The organism is Halomonas sp. YLB-10, assembly GCF_003856855.1.
Taxonomy (GTDB): Bacteria; Pseudomonadota; Gammaproteobacteria; order Pseudomonadales; family Halomonadaceae; genus Halomonas; species Halomonas litopenaei.
In genome coordinates this window covers 121,276-135,920 of record NZ_RRCU01000010.1, presented here as the reverse complement: position 1 = coordinate 135,920, position 14,645 = coordinate 121,276, and the positions used below count along the sequence as shown (strand labels likewise).

Sequence of the window (14,645 nt, the reverse complement as noted above, 5' to 3'; positions counted from 1 at the left end):
AAGACACCTAACGCAAGAAGCGAAAAAAAGCGCCACCTGCGGTAGTAACCTCAGGTGGCGCCTTTGGTCAGGTCTGATCGACGATCAACCCATCAAGAGATCAGCGATGGCAGCGTCGGTCTGCCGGTCTACTGGTCCCACTTCGGTGCGAAATCGGGGCTGGCGACACGCTCGCCCCTATCCAGCTTGGCGATGGCGTCCATGTCCTCCTGGGACAGCTCGAGCTTCAGCGCCTCGAGATTGCTCTTGAGGTTCTGCTCCTTGGTCGAGGAGGGGAAGGTCGGGATACCGAGCTGGTTGAGCCAGGCGATGGCGACCTGGGCCGGATTGGCGCCATGCTTCTCGGCGATGGCCTTGAGCGTCTCGTCCTCGAGCACCTTGCCCACGGCCAGCGGCATGAAGGCGGTGGGGATGATGCCGTGGCGTTCGCAGTGGGCGATCAGTTCGCGGTTCTGCAGGAAGGGGTGGACCTCGATCTGGTTGGTCAGGATCTCTCCCTTGCCGAGGATATCCACCGCCTGATCGATGTGCGCCTTGGTGAAGTTGGACACCCCAATGTGGCGTGCCTTGCCGGCGTCCTTCACTTCCTTGAGGGCGGTCAGGTAGTCGCGCATGGGGACTTCATCGTCCGGCGACGGCCAGTGGATCAGCAGCAGGTCGACGTAGCCGGTGCCCAGCTTGGACAGGCTCTCCTCGACGCTTGCCTTGAGTGATACCGGATCCAGACGATCCCACCACACCTTGGTGGTCAGGAAGATCTCGTCGCGGGGGACCGAACTCGCTTCGATGGCGGAGCCGACCTCGGCTTCGTTGCCGTAGAACTGGGCGGTATCGATATGCCGATAGCCAAGCTTCAGCGCGGTGGTGACCGCGTGACGCAGGGTGTCGCCCGTCAGGCGAAAGGTACCGAGACCGGGGTTGGGGATAGGCTGAGACATCTTGGCTCCATTGTCGTGGCGAGGCCCGCACAGCGGGACCCTGGATTCCTTTGTCACCGGCAGGCCGGTGTTTTGCCGATACGTGCTTCGATGTGTCGTTAATGACATGCGGGGAGACCCTTGCGACTTCAAGGGTTCGTCAAAAAAATTTAGCAGGCGAAGCAATAATGCGACAGCCACGAGGCTCTTCCGTTCGCTCTGTGGCTGTCGCGGGACGCGGGTCGCGGGTCGCGGGTCGCGGGCTTCAGGCGCTGGCCAGGCGAGCGGCGCGACGCTGATCGAGCCTGCCGGACAGCCGGGTCAGTACCAGCGCCGCCAGCACGATGATGGCGCCGATCCAGGCGGTGTCGGTCAGTGCGAGGTGCGTGACCACCTGGCCTCCGACCACCGAGCCCAGCGCGATGCCGATATTGAAGGCAGCGATATTGAGCCCTGAGGCCACGTCCACCGCTTCGGGCACATAGCGCTCGGCCAGCTTGACCACGTAGACCTGCAGGCCCGGCACGTTACCGAAGGCGAAGGCGCCCCACACCAGGATCGTCAGCACCGCGGCGACCGGGTGGACGGCGCTGACGCTGAGCACCAACAGGATGGCGACGAGTCCGGCAAAGATCAGGGTCAGGGCGGAGATCGGGCCGAGACGGTCGGCCAGCCTGCCGCCATAAAGGTTACCGATGGCCACCGAGGCGCCGTAGACCAGCATGATCAGGCTGACCATGGACGGCGCGAAGCCGGTGGTCTGCTCGAGGATCGGGGCGAGGAAGGTGAAGGCGGTGAAGGTGCCGCCGTAGCCCAGGATGGTGATGGCGTAGACCAGCAGCAGTCGCGGATGTGTCAGTACCTTGAGTTGCTGACCCAGCGTCGCCGGAGCCGAGCGCTTGAGGTTGCCAGGAATCAGCAGGGCGCTGCCGATCAGGGCGAGCAGGCCGAGGGCCGAGACCACCAGGAAGGTCGCGCGCCAGCCGAAGGTCTGGCCGATCCAGGTGCCCAGCGGCACGCCGGTGACCAGTGCCACGGTCAGGCCGGTAAACATGATGGCGATGGCGCTGGCTTCCTTGTCCTTGGCGACCAGGCTGGTGGCAATGGTGGAGCCGATCGAGAAGAACACGCCGTGGGCGAGGCCGGTCAGTATGCGGGCGGTGATCAGCGAACCATATCCGGGGGCCTGCCAGGCCAGTAGATTGCCGGCGATGAACAGCGTCATCAGGCCGAGCAGGACCCACTTGCGATTGAAGCGGCCGGTCAGGGCGGTCAGTACCGGTGCCCCTACCGCGACACCGGCAGCGTAGAGGCTGACCAGCAATCCCGCAGAGGGCAGGCTGACGCCCAGGTCCTGGGCGATGGTGGGCACCAGTCCGACGATGACGAACTCGGTGGTACCGATGGCGAAGGCGCTGAGGGTCAGCGCAAATAACGCGATGGGCATCTGTTTCTCCTGTCGAGATGGCGTCGTCTCGAGAGACGACTTGACGACGCGGAGTCTGGGGGAGGAGACTTTTGCGATAAACGCGTCTAGTCGAGAAACACCTTTGTCGCTATCGAGACAATTGCGCGCTAAACAGAAACGAACTCAGCAGCGCCGAACCGAACAGGAACCGCAACGATGAAGACCCGCTCAGAAGATCTGGAACTGCTGCTGGCGGTGGTCGATAGCGGCGGCTTCAGCGCCGCCGCGTCGCGCCTGGACGTCCCGGTGGCGCGGGTCTCCCGGGCGGTGCAGCGCCTGGAACAGCGCCTCGAGGTGCCGCTGTTGAACCGCACCACGCGAAGCGTCGCCCTGACCGATGAGGGCTGTCGCTTTATCGAGCAGGTGCGCGTCGGGCTCGAGCGCTTGATCGCCGCCGAAGAGTCGCTGGCGCTGGGGCGCGGCGAGCCCCGCGGACGCCTGCGGGTGGATGCCGCCAGCCCCTTCGTGCTGCATCAGTTGGTGCCTCTGGTGGGAGAATTCCGTCGTCGCTATCCCGGTATCGAGCTGGAGCTCTCCGCCAGCGACGGCATCATCAATCTGCTAGAGCAGCGTGCCGACGTGGCCATTCGCATCGGTGCCCTGGCGGACTCCACCCTGCACGCCCGGTTGCTGGGGCGCTCGCGGTTGTATCTGGTGGCGAGCCCCGCCTATCTCGAGCGGGCCGGACGACCAGCCTCGGTGGCGGAGCTGGCCGATCTTCAGCTGATTGGCTTTCTCGCGCCGACAGCGCTTAATCGCTGGCCAGTGGAGGGCCTGGACGAGGAGATCACGCCCACGCTTGCGACCTCCAGTGGCGAGGTGATGCGAAACCTGTGCTTGGCCGGGGAGGGCATCGCCTGCCATTCGAACTTCATGGTGGGCGATGACATCGCCAGCGGACGCCTCGAGGTCATCCTGCCTGACGCCATGCGCCACGGCGGGCCCCGCGAACTGGTGCAGGCGGTGTATTACCGCAATACCGCCCTGTCTGCCCGCATTCAGGCGTTTCTCGATGTTATCCAGCCCAGGCTGCGGCTGTAACGGGCGGTCCTTGCCGCCGGGTCAGCCCAGCGGGTTCTGGTGTCGGGCTATTTCCCAGAGCTATTCCCCAGAGCTATTGCCAAGGGCTATTGCCAAGGGCTATGGCGTCGCTTCTGCCTGCACCTCGGCAAACCGACGCCGAAAGCGCTGAACAAACTCCTCGGCCAGCCGCGACAGCGGCTGGTCCCGGGGTGTCAGCAGGTAGAAGGTCTCGGTCAGGGGCTCTTGCAGCGGTAGCGCAATGCTGTCGCTGCCTCCCATGGCGCGGGCGTTGAGGGCGTCGACGATGGCGATACCGGCGCCCTGGCCAACCAGCCGGGTTGCCTGCAGCGCCAGCGACACCTCCAGCCGCGAGCGCGGCGCGACGCCTCGCTCGGCCAGGGCTCGCTCCAGCGTCTGGCGGCTGGGGTCTCCCGGTTCATAGTGGATCAGCGTCTGGCCATCGAGATCCTCAAGGGCGATGCTTTCGTGCCTTGCCAGCGGATGATCCCGGGGCAGCAGGCAGACGCTATCGAGGGTGAAGGCTGACGCACCGAGGCGTTCGTCCTGGCCTCCCAGCAGGGAAAAACCGATCTCCGAGCGCTGGGTGACCACGTCTTCCACCACCTGCTCGGAGCGGTAGGTGGACAATCGCAGGTGCTGGTCCGGGTGATCCTTGGCCATCCCGGCAATGACGTCCGGGACAAAGGTCAGGCCGAGCAGCGGCATGGCGCTGATGCCGAGCCCGCCAAGCTCGCGCTGGCGAATCCGCCGGGCGCTGTCTCTAAGGTGCTCGAGTCCCTGCCACAGGCGCTGCTGTTCGCGATAGAACAGGCGCGCCTCCGGCGTCGGCACCAGACGTCCCTTGATCCGCGAGAACAGCGCAAAGCCGAGGTCATGTTCGAGCTGCTTCAACAGCCGAGTGACGCCTGGCTGGGCGATGCGCATGCGGCTGGCGGCGGCGGTGACGCTGCCGCTGTCCATGGTGTGCTGAAAGGCCTGCAACTGGCGGTCACTGAGCCGGGGGCTGTCCATCGCTGTCCTCCATCGAAACCTCCACTGAACCCACCCATCAGCCCCGCCCATCAGCCCTGCATCCAGCCCTGCATCGAAAGGAGCCATAGCATCAGGGCATGGGTTTGCCATTGATTGGTATTGGATCGTATGGGATGTGGGTTCTATCGTCGAGTCATCGGCAATCGACGGCTAGGGGTCCAAGGCTTCCATGGCACACGAGGTAATGATCATCGGCGGTGGTGTGGTCGGCATGGCGGTGGCCTACGGGCTTGCGCGCCGTGGCCGTCGCGTCTGCGTTCTCGATGAGCACGATACCGCCCTCAAGGCCTCCCGGGGCAACGCGGGCCTGGTCTGGGTCCAGGGCAAGGGCGCCGGCATGCCCGCCTATGCGGCGATGTCGCTGGCCTCGAGTCGAGCCTGGCCGAGATTTGCCGGCGAGCTTGGCGAGCGCACCGGGGTGGATCTGGAGTTCGAGCAGCCCGGAGGCGTCGATCTGTGTCTTGACGACGACGAGGTGCGTGAGCGTTGCGCCGAGTACCAGGCACTGTACGACGCGCCCTGGGCCCGTGAGGCCGGCGTGCGCTGGGAGTACCTGGAGGGCGCGCGGCTTGAGCGACTGCTGCCGGGCCTTGGCGGCGACGTCCCGGGGGGCATCTGGACACCCCACGACGGCCACTGCAATCCGCTGTTTCTGCTGCGCGCACTCTACAGCGCCTGCCAGGCGCTTGGCGTGGACGTGCGGCCTCATCATCCGGTCGCCTCGATCGATCCCGGCGAGGCTGGCTTTGTTGCCCACACCGCCCGTGGCGCCGTGTCTGCCGAACGGCTGGTACTGGCCTGCGGACTGGGGGCGGCGCGGCTGGCACCGCCGCTCGGGCTCTGCGGTCGGGTCACGCCGGTGCGTGGCCAGGTGCTGGTCAGCGAGCGCCTGCCCGCCGCCGGCCGCCTGCCGACACCGCAGATCCGCCAGACGGCGAGCGGCGGCTACCTGATCGGCGACGTGCTCGAGCACGTTGGCCACGACACCCGGGTCACCCTCGATACCCTGCACGCCCTGGCGCGGCGGGCGGTGACCATCTATCCCGATCTGGCGTCGGCGCGGCTGGTGCGCAGCTGGGCGGCGCTGAGGATCATGACGCCGGACGGCTGCCCCGTCTACGAGGCGTCGCAGCGCTATCCCGGGGCCTACAACCTGAGCTGCCACAGCGGCATCACCCTGGCCGCCTTTCACGCCGATGAGCTGGCCGCAGCGCTGGACGATGATCGGCTCACCGAGCGCTATCCGCTCTTCTCGGGAGGACGCTTCGATGTTCAAGCGGCATGAAAGGGCCACGGCCACGCCCGAGGTCACCATCACCATCGACGGCGCATCATGCCAGGTGCCCTCGACGCTTAGCGTGTCGGCCGCGGTGCTGATGCACCAGGGCGCCGCCGGCTATCGCCGCCACGCCGCAGGTGGCCATCGCGCGCCGCTGTGCATGATGGGGGTGTGCCACGACTGCCTGATCACCATCGACGATGCCCCCAATCGACAGGGCTGTCTGGTCACGGTGGAGCAGGGCATGCGGGTACGCCGCCAGCTCGACGAAGAGACAGCGACGGCTTCCCGGTGGGACATCGCCAACCATGCCAGTGGTGACGAGCAGAGGGGGCGCGACGATGCAGACCTGTGAGCCGAGGGAGACCGTCGGCACCGACGGCAGCAAGGAGCGGGCCCGGGTGGTGGTGCTCGGCGCCGGCCCTGCCGGCATGGCGGCGGCCCTGAGACTGGCCGAGGCAGGCCTGCGCTCGCTGGTACTGGATCAGGCCAGGGCGCCGGGCGGGCAGATCTATCGCGATCTCGACCAGCCCCAGCTTGACGCCGCCGTCATGGGCAAGGACTACCATCGCGGTCGGTCCCTGGTCGGCGCCTTCCTGGACGCCGCCAGGCGGGGCGAGATCGACTATCGCTCAGGCACGCGGGTGTGGTGGATCGAGGCGCTGGATGACGCCCTGAACGACGCCCATCGCCTGGGCGTGCGGGGGCACGATGGCATCAGCCGGGAACTGGTTGCGGAGCGTCTGATCATCGCCACCGGCGCCATGGAGCGGGGCTGGCCCTTCCCCGGCTGGCAGCTACCTGGGGTGATGCAGGCCGGCGCCGCCCAGATCCTGATGAAGCAGGGCGCGCTGCTGACCGAGGGGCCGCCGGTGCTGGCGGGCAACGGGCCACTGCTGTACCTGCTGGCCTGGCAGTACCTCAACGCCGGCTGCCCGCCCCGGATGATCCTCGATACGGCGCCGAACCTGGGACTGGCGCGGACCCTGCGCCATCCGCTCAGGGCCTGGCGGGCTCGCAGCTACCTCGCCAAGGGCGCGCGCATGCTGGCGGCGTTGAGGCGTGCTGGGGTGCCGATCGTGCGTGGCGTCCAGTCGCTGGCCGCCGAGGGTGACCAGCGCTTGACCGGGGTGCGCTATCGCCGGCGTGGCGTCAGCGACGAGCACAGGCTCAAGACCGATTGGCTGTTGACCCATATGGGGGTGGTGCCCGAGCCGCAGCTCCCCCGAGGGCTGGACATCGAGCACCGCTGGCAGGAGGCGCAGCAGGCGTTCGTGCCCGATCGTCGCGACGACCTGTCGGTGCGCCCTGGCGTGTGGCTGGCCGGTGACGGCGGCGGCATCGGTGGCGCCATGAACGCCGAACGCGAAGGGCGACTGGCGGCGCTGTCCGTGCTGGATGAGCTGATGGCTGACCTGATGGATAAGCCGCAGGACACGACAGCCAACGCGAAAGGCGCCGCGGTGCCGATACCAGACGCCGATAACCGCCGGGCGATCGCCAGGGAGAGCACCAGGGAGAGCGCCAGGGAAAGCGCCAGGGAAAGCGCCAGGGAAAGCGCCGCGCTGAGGCGTCGACGCCGCCAGGATCTGTCCGGCCGACGTCTGCTGGATGCGTTGTTCACTCCACCGGCGGACTGGGTCGAGCGACAGTCTGGCGAGACCCTGATCTGTCGCTGCGAAGGGGTGAGCCGGGCCCAACTCAAGGCGGCGCTGGAAGCAGGGCCCGCCGGGCCCAACCAGCTCAAGGCCTTCACCCGCTGTGGCATGGGCCCCTGCCAGGGACGGCTATGCGGCACCAATGTGTCGCGGTTGATGGCCCGCGAGCAGGGCCGCGACATGGACGAGGTCGGCTACTACCGCATTCGCCCACCGCTGACCTCCATCACGCTGGGCGAGCTGGCACTGGCGACCTCCGATCACCTGACCACACAATCACAATAGAGCGAGAAACGACCATGAAAATTAACGCTTCGCTGTCTGCCTCCCTTGGTCTGGCGATGGCCCTTGCTGGCGCCAGCGCCGCTGTTGCCACCACCGCCCAGGCCGATGATCGTCCGCTGCGCATCGGTGTCGACGTGCCCTATCCTCCGTACCAGGAAAAGCTGCCCGACGGCAGCCTGACCGGCTTCGAGGTCGAGCTGGTCGAGGCCGCCTGCGAGCGCATGCAGCGCCAGTGCGAATGGGTCGAGCAGGGCTGGGACGGCATCATCCCGGGGCTGCTGGCGCGCAAGTACGACCTGATCGCCTCGGCCATGAACATCACCGAGGAACGCGCGAAACAGGTACTGTTCTCCGATCCCTACTATCAGGTGCCCTCGGTGTGGGTCGGTCAGGCCGACGCAGAGATCGATCCCGAAGGCGACCTGTCGGACATGACTATCGGTGTGCAGCAGGGCACCATCCAGGACGAGTACGTGACCACCTACCATGGCGAGGCGGACATTCGTCGCTACTCGGACTCCGGCGGCGTGGTCAACGACATGTTTACCGGCCGGCTGGACCTGGTCTTTACCGCCTTCCCGTTGGCCCAGGAGCGGCTGTTCAGTGATGAGCGCTTTGCGCGCAAGGGCGAGCTGGTGACCGGCCCCGAGTCGATCTACGGGCCCGGCGTCGGCGCCGCCTTCCGCCAGCGCGATCGGGAACTGGCCGTCGAGTTCAGCGAGGCCATCCAGGGGCTCAAGGACGACGGCGACTACCAGGCGCTGTGGGCACGCTACTTCGAGAAATAGCACCGGCGGAGCCGACCTCCCGCGGGGGGAAGACGAGAGGCGTGACAGCCCGCTATGCGACGAGCCCACCATGCGACGAGCCCTCCATCGGAGGGCTCGTTGGTGTCGGGGGTTCGGCCATTTACGCCGTCGGCGGCACGGTGCAATAGGCGGCTAGGCGCTGTCCGAAAAGTCGACGAGCGAAGGTTAGACAAGGCAAAAATCGGTGAGAAAGCGCAGTTTACGTGGTGTAAATGAGCATTTTGATCCGATTTTTAACGCCGTATTACCGAGCGCAGGCACTTTTCAGACAAGCCCTAGGGCGTCACCGGTAGCGCCGCGTAGGCCACCATCTCGACCAGCATTTCTTCCCGGGCGAAGCCGGAGACGATCACCGCCGCGCGGTTGGGATAGGGCTCGCTGACGTACTCGGCGTAGACCCGGTTGACCGTAGCCAGGTCCTCGCGCCGGGTCACGTAGATCAATACCTGGGTCAGCGATTCAACGCCGCCACCGGCGCAGGCGAGGGTGTGCACCAGATTGTCCAGCGTCTGGCGGGTCTGGGCCTCGATGCCGCCGTCGACCACCTCGCCGCTCTTGTCGATGGGGATCTGGGCGGTGAACAGGATGCCGTTGCCGACGCTGGCCCAGGACAGTGGGGCGCGGGAGGCGAACAGCTCGGTCTTGACCGGGTGAACCATGGGGTATCCTCGAACGTTGGAAGTCGGGGGTAGTAGGGCAAAGAGAGTGCCAAGGGGTGAGGGTTGTGTGTCAGTCGTTGTCGTGGGTGCCGGCGCCGGCGCCGCTGCGTGAGGCCTCGGTAGATTCCACCAGCAGCCGGGTGGCCAGCGCCTTGAGCTGCGCCCACAGGCCGTCGTCGACCTCGATGCCTTGCTGCATGGCACGCTCGCGGCAAGCCAGCAGGTCGGACTCCTGGTGACGGGCCAGCAGGTCGAGCTGATACTCGGAGCGCAGCGACGGCAGCAGGTCCACGTGGTTGGCCATGATCAGCGTCACCCCGTCGTTGGGTTCGTTTTCCTCGGGCACCTCGTGCACCGCGTAGACGCGGATCTCCGGCACCGAACTTCCCGCACGAAAGCCCACCACCTGCTCGATCAGCGGGGTGGCTGCCGCCTGCTCTGCGCCAGCGGTCCGGGCCTCACCGTCAGGCGCCTGGGCATTGCGCCAGAAGGCGGTGACGTTCATCCCGCGCCCGGCCAGCCGCGCCAGGTAGCCCATGATCAACTGGCGGTTGTGGCAGTGGCGGATCTTGATCACCGCAAGGCCTCGCGCCCGGGCCTTGGCAAAGCCCAGCTCCAGTGCCAGGGTCGAGCTCTTGAGCACGCTGGCGCCGTGGCTGTCGAGCACCGCCAGGTCGCCGTCCGAGTAGACGAGTTCCGGGGGGCGCTCGCCCTGATCCGCGAGCAGAAAGTCGAGGCCTCGTCCCAGCGCCGCCAGTCCACCGAGCTCGTAGAGCTGCATCCAGGCCACCATGTCGGCGGCGTCGCTGGCGTCTCCGTCCTCGAAGCCCATGGCCTGGAAGGCTTTGCGGCAGAGTCCCTGGAGTTCGTTGTAAGACACCTTCATGAGTTGGCTCCGGCGTGCTGGCGGGGTTGGGCATCGGCTTCCTTGAGCGTGCCGGCGGCGTCCTGGTCGGGCTCCAGCGGGAAGCTCCAGTCGTCGAAGTCGATCAGGTCGCTGGGCTCGGCGTTGAGTTCTTCGACCAATGGCGCGCCCTGGAACAGGGTGATGCGCACCCAGCGATCGGACTTGGGATCGAAGCGACTGGCGCCGAAGAACGACAGCTTGGTGCGAAGCAGGTGCATCGGCTTCATCTCGCGGGCCCACAGGTTGGCGCGGATCTCGCCGAAGGGCGTCTCGGCCATGCTCTGGATGCGCCGGATGATGTCCTTGTGACGCGGGTGGTGAATCAGGAACTCCACCACCAGGGCGCGCGGATGGGCGCTGAGGAAGTCGTCGATGACCCCATGGGTATCGGCCACCCGAGGCGCGATGGCGAGCTTCAGTTCACGGTCGGCGCCGGGTTCGACGTCGCGCACGCCCAGGCGCGGTTCTTCTTTCTCGACCGAGCGATACCAGAACCAGTAGCGCTCCTCGGGGTCGCTGAAGTCATGACGCAGGGCCCAGTCGTAGTGGGTCTCGATCAACTGCTTGAGTCTGACCAGCGGCATGTCCGGGGTCAGCTCCAGGCCCTCTTCGACCCCCATCTGGTCCTCGAAGGGATCGACGATCTCCGGGTAGAGCTCAAGCAGCAGGGTATGGATCAGCTCCTGGGCTTCCAGGCTCAGGGTCTGGCGGCTCCAGTCGATCAACTCCTGCCACAGCTCCTCGGCCAGTGGTACCTGCTCGAGCCAGGCGCGCACCGCCGGCAGGGCACTGGCGGTCTCGCGGTTGCGCGCGCTCTGCTCGCTATCCTCGGTCACGGTCTGAGCCAGGTGGCGCTCGGCCCGGGCGACCAGCGCCACCAGGCGCTGTCGCTCCGGTTCACCGGGAACCTGACCACTGACCTGGGCCAGCGCCTTCTCGCGGCTCTCGACCCAGCGCTGGATCAGCTGCGGGTGGTTGATCAGAAAGGGCGCCATGCCCAGTCCGGTGGAGTTGCCGATGCCCAGATAGCGGCGCAGCGGCGCGGCCATGGCGACGGCGCTGCCCGGCGCGCGGGCTCGGGCCATATGCTCGATCTGCTCGATGGAGAAGTGGCGCAGCAGGTAGACCGCCAGCATCTGGGCTGAAAAGGGACGCTGGAAGTCCGGGTTGTGCTTCAGCCGATCGAAGTCGGCGATGCCGAACTTGCCGTTTCCGTAGACTGCGGTGGTGCGATACAGATAGCCGACCCGGGTCAGCCAGGCCGGGTCCGGCTGGCGCCCGGCGCATAGCGCGTCGAGAAAGGCGGCGAAATTTCTGAGGCTGCGGTTGGCCCGGGACAGCACCAGCAGTCGTGGATGCTGGCGCCCGGCCTCCTGCAGCGGCACATTGGCGGCCATCTGTTCGAGCAGCGAGTCGTCCACGTCACCTTCGACCACGCCGAAGGTGACGTCCCAGGCCTCGGCGATGACCCGGTCGGAGCGGGCAGCGTCATCCAGTGGCTGGGAAAAGATCAACCCGTGGTAGCGGGCCTGGGGCGTCTGCAGACGATAGATGGCGACACCATGGCCCTCGGCGTCGAGCGCGAAGCGGGTGGTGCTGATCTGCCAGCGCTGGCGCGCCATCTGGCGCACCAGGCTTCGCACGAAGCTCAGCCGGCTGGCGTGCAGGCTGCCCAGGCGATCGAGCTGCATCACCTCGTCGGGCGCGCGCAGACGCAGGCGCTGCTCGACGTCGGAAAGGCGGCTGGCGAGGTCTTCGCGTCTCATCTCAGGCCTCCCCTGTAGCACTGGCTTTGTGGCTGGTGATGCCCTGGGCGCGGGCCATGGCGAGGGCGGCCTGGGGGCCGGTCCACAACGACGGTAGCAGCACCAGCGACACCGGGATGGCGGTCAGCACGATGAACTGCTGCAGGGCGCTGATCTGCCCCGCGCCCATGTACAGGAGGATAGCCGCCATCAGCGCCATGGCGATGCCCCAGAAGGCACGAACCAGCGGGCTCGGCTCGTCGTGACCGGCACCGACCACGGCGATGGCGTAGCTCATGGAGTCACCGGTGGTGGCGACGAAGATGGTGGTCAACACCAGGATCGCCACCGCCATGACGGTACCGCCGGGCAGCGCCTGGGCCACGGTCAGGGTAGCCACGTCGAACTGGAAGTTGTTGAGCGCCTCGGTCAGGTCGATGGCTCCGGTCATCTGGTAGAAGATGCCGGAACCGCCCAGCAGGGTGAACCAGATGGCCGTGGCCACCGGTGCCAGCACCGCCACGGTGAGCACCATCTGGCGAATCGTGCGGCCCCTGGAGATGCGCGCGACGAAGATCGCCATCAGCGGGCCGTAGCCGATGAACCAGGCGAAGAAGAACACCGTCCACCACTGCATCCACCAGTCCGGCGCACTCTGGGCGGTCATCGTCGACATCGCGAAGAACGACGTCAGGTACTCGCCGAAGCCCTGGGTGAAGGCGTTGACCATGAACAGCGTCGGCCCGAACAGGAAGATCACCGCGGCGATGGCGAGCGCCAGGAAGACGTTGAAGCGCGACAGGATCTGGATGCCCTTGTCGATGCCGGTAACCGCCGAGGTGACGTAGACCGCGCCGAGGCCGATCAGGATGATCAACTGGGTCATGTAGGTGTTGGCCACGCCGAACAGCTCATGCAGACCGAAGCTGACCTGGGTGGCAAGAAAGCCGATGGGCCCGACGGTACCGGCCACCACCGCAATCACGCACAGGGCGTCGACCACGCCACCCAGCGGGCCCTTCATCAGCCGCTCGCCGAGTACCGGATAGAGCAGGGTGCGCGGCTGCAAGGGCTGGCCCTTGTCATAGTGGGCGTGGGACAGCACCACCGCGGTCAGGCTGCCGAGCACCGCCCAGGCCAGAAAGCCCCAGTGCATGAACGACTGGGCCAGGGCCGGGGCGATGGCGGAGTCGCTGCCGGCCTCGATGGCCGCGCTGCCGGCAAAGGCCGGCGGCGTGACCACGAAGTGGTAGATCGGCTCGCCGGCGGCGAAGAACACCCCGCCCCCTGCCAGCAGGGTGCACATGATGATCGACACCCACTTGAAGGTGGACAGCTCCGGCGTGCGGGTGTTGCCGATGCGTGCACTTGCCGCCGGGGTGGCGATCAGCCCCATGGCGATAAAGAAGGTCAGCAGCAGCAGGATTTGGAAGTAGCTGCCGAGCGCCTTGGCGGTCCAGGCGAAGCCCGTGCCGATGGCCCCCGCGACGCCGTCGATGTCGTACAGCGACAGGCCGACGAACAGCAGGATGAAACCGATGCTGAGACAGAGCACGACGGGGTCGCCCAGGCGATACTGGCCGGCGGGCAAGTCCGCGGTCGCTGGCGCCGAGCGATCGGCGGGCGACGAGGTGCCGGTGGTGGAGGTGGTCATGGCATGAACCTCTGGCGTGCGGCACCGTCGGGGCGGTGCCTGTTATGGTGATTGATGGCCGCAGGCATTCGGTTGTTGTTGAAATCTGGGATGCCAGCGGGTCGGTGGCTGACGGGTGGCTGGTCCAGGGTTGGTCGAGGGCTGGTCGGTGGCTGGTCGGGGGCTGCTCCGACGGTCGCCTCAGGCGACCTTGGCGATACCCTGAGGCGTGGCGGCGCGCTCCAGCAGCGCCACCCAGTTGCGGCCCATGATGCCGGCCACTTCGTCCTCGTTCATGCCGACGTCGCGCAGGCCCTGTATCAGGTTGGGGAAGTCTCGACTGTCCTTGAGCCAGGCCAGTGGCCGCGGCCAGCCGGCGTTGGTGGCGCTGCCCTCGCCATAGTCCATGTCCTTGGACCAGCGGCCATTGCGCATCCAGTCGAGCACCGAGGTGGGCTGGTTCTGACACAGGTCGGTGCCGATGCCCAGGTGTTCGACCCCCATCAGGTCGGCGGTGCGGGCGATCATCTCGCAGTACTCGGCAAGGGTGCAGTCCGGGCCGTTGCGCAGGTGGAAGGGGTAGGCCGAGAAGCCCAGCAGGCCGTTGCACTCGGCGATGGCTTTGAGTACCCGATCGGACTTGTTGCGCTTGGCCGGGTGGAAGCTCTCGGGGTTGGCGTGGGAGATGATCACCGGACGGCTCGACAGCTCGATGGCCTCGAGGGTCGAGCGCTCGGCGCTGTGGGACATGTCGATGACCATGCCGACCCGGTTCATCTCGCGAATCACCTGGCGCCCGAAGCGGGTGATACCGCTGTCTTCTGCCTCGTAGCAGCCGCAGGCCAGCAGGCTCTGGTTGTTGTAGGTGAGCTGCATGATCAGGAGGCCGAGATCGCGCATCACCTCGACCATGTCGATATCGTCCTCGATGGGCGAGCAGTTCTGGGCGCCGAGAAAGACCCCGATGCGCCCGCTGGCCTGGGCCCTGGCGATATCGCCGGGCCCGCGCACCGGCATGATCAGGTCCGCATGGGCCTCGAAGCGGCGGTTCCACTCGCCCAGGCGAGACAGCGTCTCGCGGGTGGTCTCGTGGTAGACCAGGGTGGCGTGGACGGCGTCCAGGCCGCCCTCGCGCATCTGCTCGAAGATCTCCCGCGACCAGTTGGAGTACTGCAGGCCGTCGACGGTCAGCATTTCTCGGGACATGAC

The 14,645-nt window shown here is 66.7% G+C and carries 13 protein-coding genes; 5 read left to right on the top strand and 8 right to left on the bottom strand.

The features are described 5' to 3' along the window. Nucleotides 1-128: 128 nt before the first annotated feature. Together dkgB and EBB56_RS20165 are read right to left on the bottom strand one after the other, a co-directional pair. A complete protein-coding gene (gene dkgB, locus EBB56_RS20170; protein WP_045993672.1) occupies nucleotides 129-938 on the bottom strand; it encodes a 2,5-didehydrogluconate reductase DkgB in 810 nt (269 codons plus the stop codon). Between the two features lie 244 nt (nucleotides 939-1,182). Next, nucleotides 1,183-2,364 carry an MFS transporter gene (locus EBB56_RS20165; protein ID WP_124805160.1) on the bottom strand — a complete coding sequence of 394 codons (1,182 nt, stop codon included), beginning with the start codon at nucleotides 2,362-2,364 and terminating at the stop codon, nucleotides 1,183-1,185. A 177-nt stretch (nucleotides 2,365-2,541) separates the two neighbouring features. Between EBB56_RS20165 and EBB56_RS20160 the strand changes: the two genes are divergently transcribed. Continuing rightward, on the top strand, nucleotides 2,542-3,426 hold the full coding sequence (locus EBB56_RS20160) for a LysR family transcriptional regulator (RefSeq protein ID WP_124805159.1): 885 nt from the start codon (nucleotides 2,542-2,544) through the stop codon (nucleotides 3,424-3,426). A 99-nt stretch (nucleotides 3,427-3,525) separates the two neighbouring features. Here the strand turns inward: EBB56_RS20160 and EBB56_RS20155 are convergent, their stop codons facing one another. Continuing rightward, a complete protein-coding gene (locus EBB56_RS20155) occupies nucleotides 3,526-4,440 on the bottom strand; it encodes a LysR substrate-binding domain-containing protein (protein WP_185696486.1) in 915 nt (304 codons plus the stop codon). Nucleotides 4,441-4,630: 190 nt separating this feature from the next. Between EBB56_RS20155 and EBB56_RS20150 the strand changes: the two genes are divergently transcribed. From EBB56_RS20150 to EBB56_RS20135, 4 genes are read left to right on the top strand one after another with little or no spacing between them, the layout of a single operon-like run. Continuing rightward, nucleotides 4,631-5,746: an FAD-binding oxidoreductase gene (locus tag EBB56_RS20150; protein ID WP_124805157.1), complete on the top strand. Its 1,116-nt coding sequence runs from the start codon at nucleotides 4,631-4,633 to the stop codon at nucleotides 5,744-5,746. Next, entirely contained in the window at nucleotides 5,730-6,095 is a 366-nt protein-coding gene (locus tag EBB56_RS20145) for a (2Fe-2S)-binding protein (protein ID WP_124805156.1), read from the top strand. The genes EBB56_RS20150 and EBB56_RS20145 overlap by 17 nt, the downstream gene beginning before the upstream one ends. After that, nucleotides 6,082-7,683: an NAD(P)/FAD-dependent oxidoreductase gene (locus tag EBB56_RS20140; RefSeq protein WP_185696485.1), complete on the top strand. Its 1,602-nt coding sequence runs from the start codon at nucleotides 6,082-6,084 to the stop codon at nucleotides 7,681-7,683. Before EBB56_RS20145 ends, EBB56_RS20140 begins: the two co-directional genes overlap by 14 nt. A 14-nt stretch (nucleotides 7,684-7,697) precedes the next feature. Continuing rightward, nucleotides 7,698-8,471 carry a transporter substrate-binding domain-containing protein gene (locus tag EBB56_RS20135; protein ID WP_124805154.1) on the top strand — a complete coding sequence of 258 codons (774 nt, stop codon included), beginning with the start codon at nucleotides 7,698-7,700 and terminating at the stop codon, nucleotides 8,469-8,471. Between the two features lie 296 nt (nucleotides 8,472-8,767). Here EBB56_RS20135 and EBB56_RS20130 read toward each other — a convergent pair whose 3' ends face one another. The 5 genes from EBB56_RS20130 to EBB56_RS20110 form a co-directional block, all read right to left on the bottom strand. After that, a complete protein-coding gene (locus tag EBB56_RS20130) occupies nucleotides 8,768-9,151 on the bottom strand; it encodes a RidA family protein (RefSeq protein WP_108449213.1) in 384 nt (127 codons plus the stop codon). A gap of 70 nt (nucleotides 9,152-9,221) precedes the next feature. After that, nucleotides 9,222-10,037, bottom strand: coding sequence for a DUF3726 domain-containing protein (locus EBB56_RS20125; protein ID WP_045993663.1), 816 nt, complete (start codon nucleotides 10,035-10,037; stop codon nucleotides 9,222-9,224). Continuing rightward, nucleotides 10,034-11,824: a hypothetical protein gene (locus EBB56_RS20120; RefSeq protein ID WP_260425402.1), complete on the bottom strand. Its 1,791-nt coding sequence runs from the start codon at nucleotides 11,822-11,824 to the stop codon at nucleotides 10,034-10,036. The genes EBB56_RS20125 and EBB56_RS20120 overlap by 4 nt, the downstream gene beginning before the upstream one ends. A 1-nt stretch (nucleotide 11,825) precedes the next feature. Beyond that, complete coding sequence (locus EBB56_RS20115) at nucleotides 11,826-13,457, bottom strand: BCCT family transporter (protein WP_124805153.1); 1,632 nt, start codon at nucleotides 13,455-13,457, stop codon at nucleotides 11,826-11,828. 180 nt (nucleotides 13,458-13,637) lie between these two features. Further along, nucleotides 13,638-14,642 carry a dipeptidase gene (locus EBB56_RS20110; protein WP_185696484.1) on the bottom strand — a complete coding sequence of 335 codons (1,005 nt, stop codon included), beginning with the start codon at nucleotides 14,640-14,642 and terminating at the stop codon, nucleotides 13,638-13,640. Nucleotides 14,643-14,645: the final 3 nt, after the last annotated feature.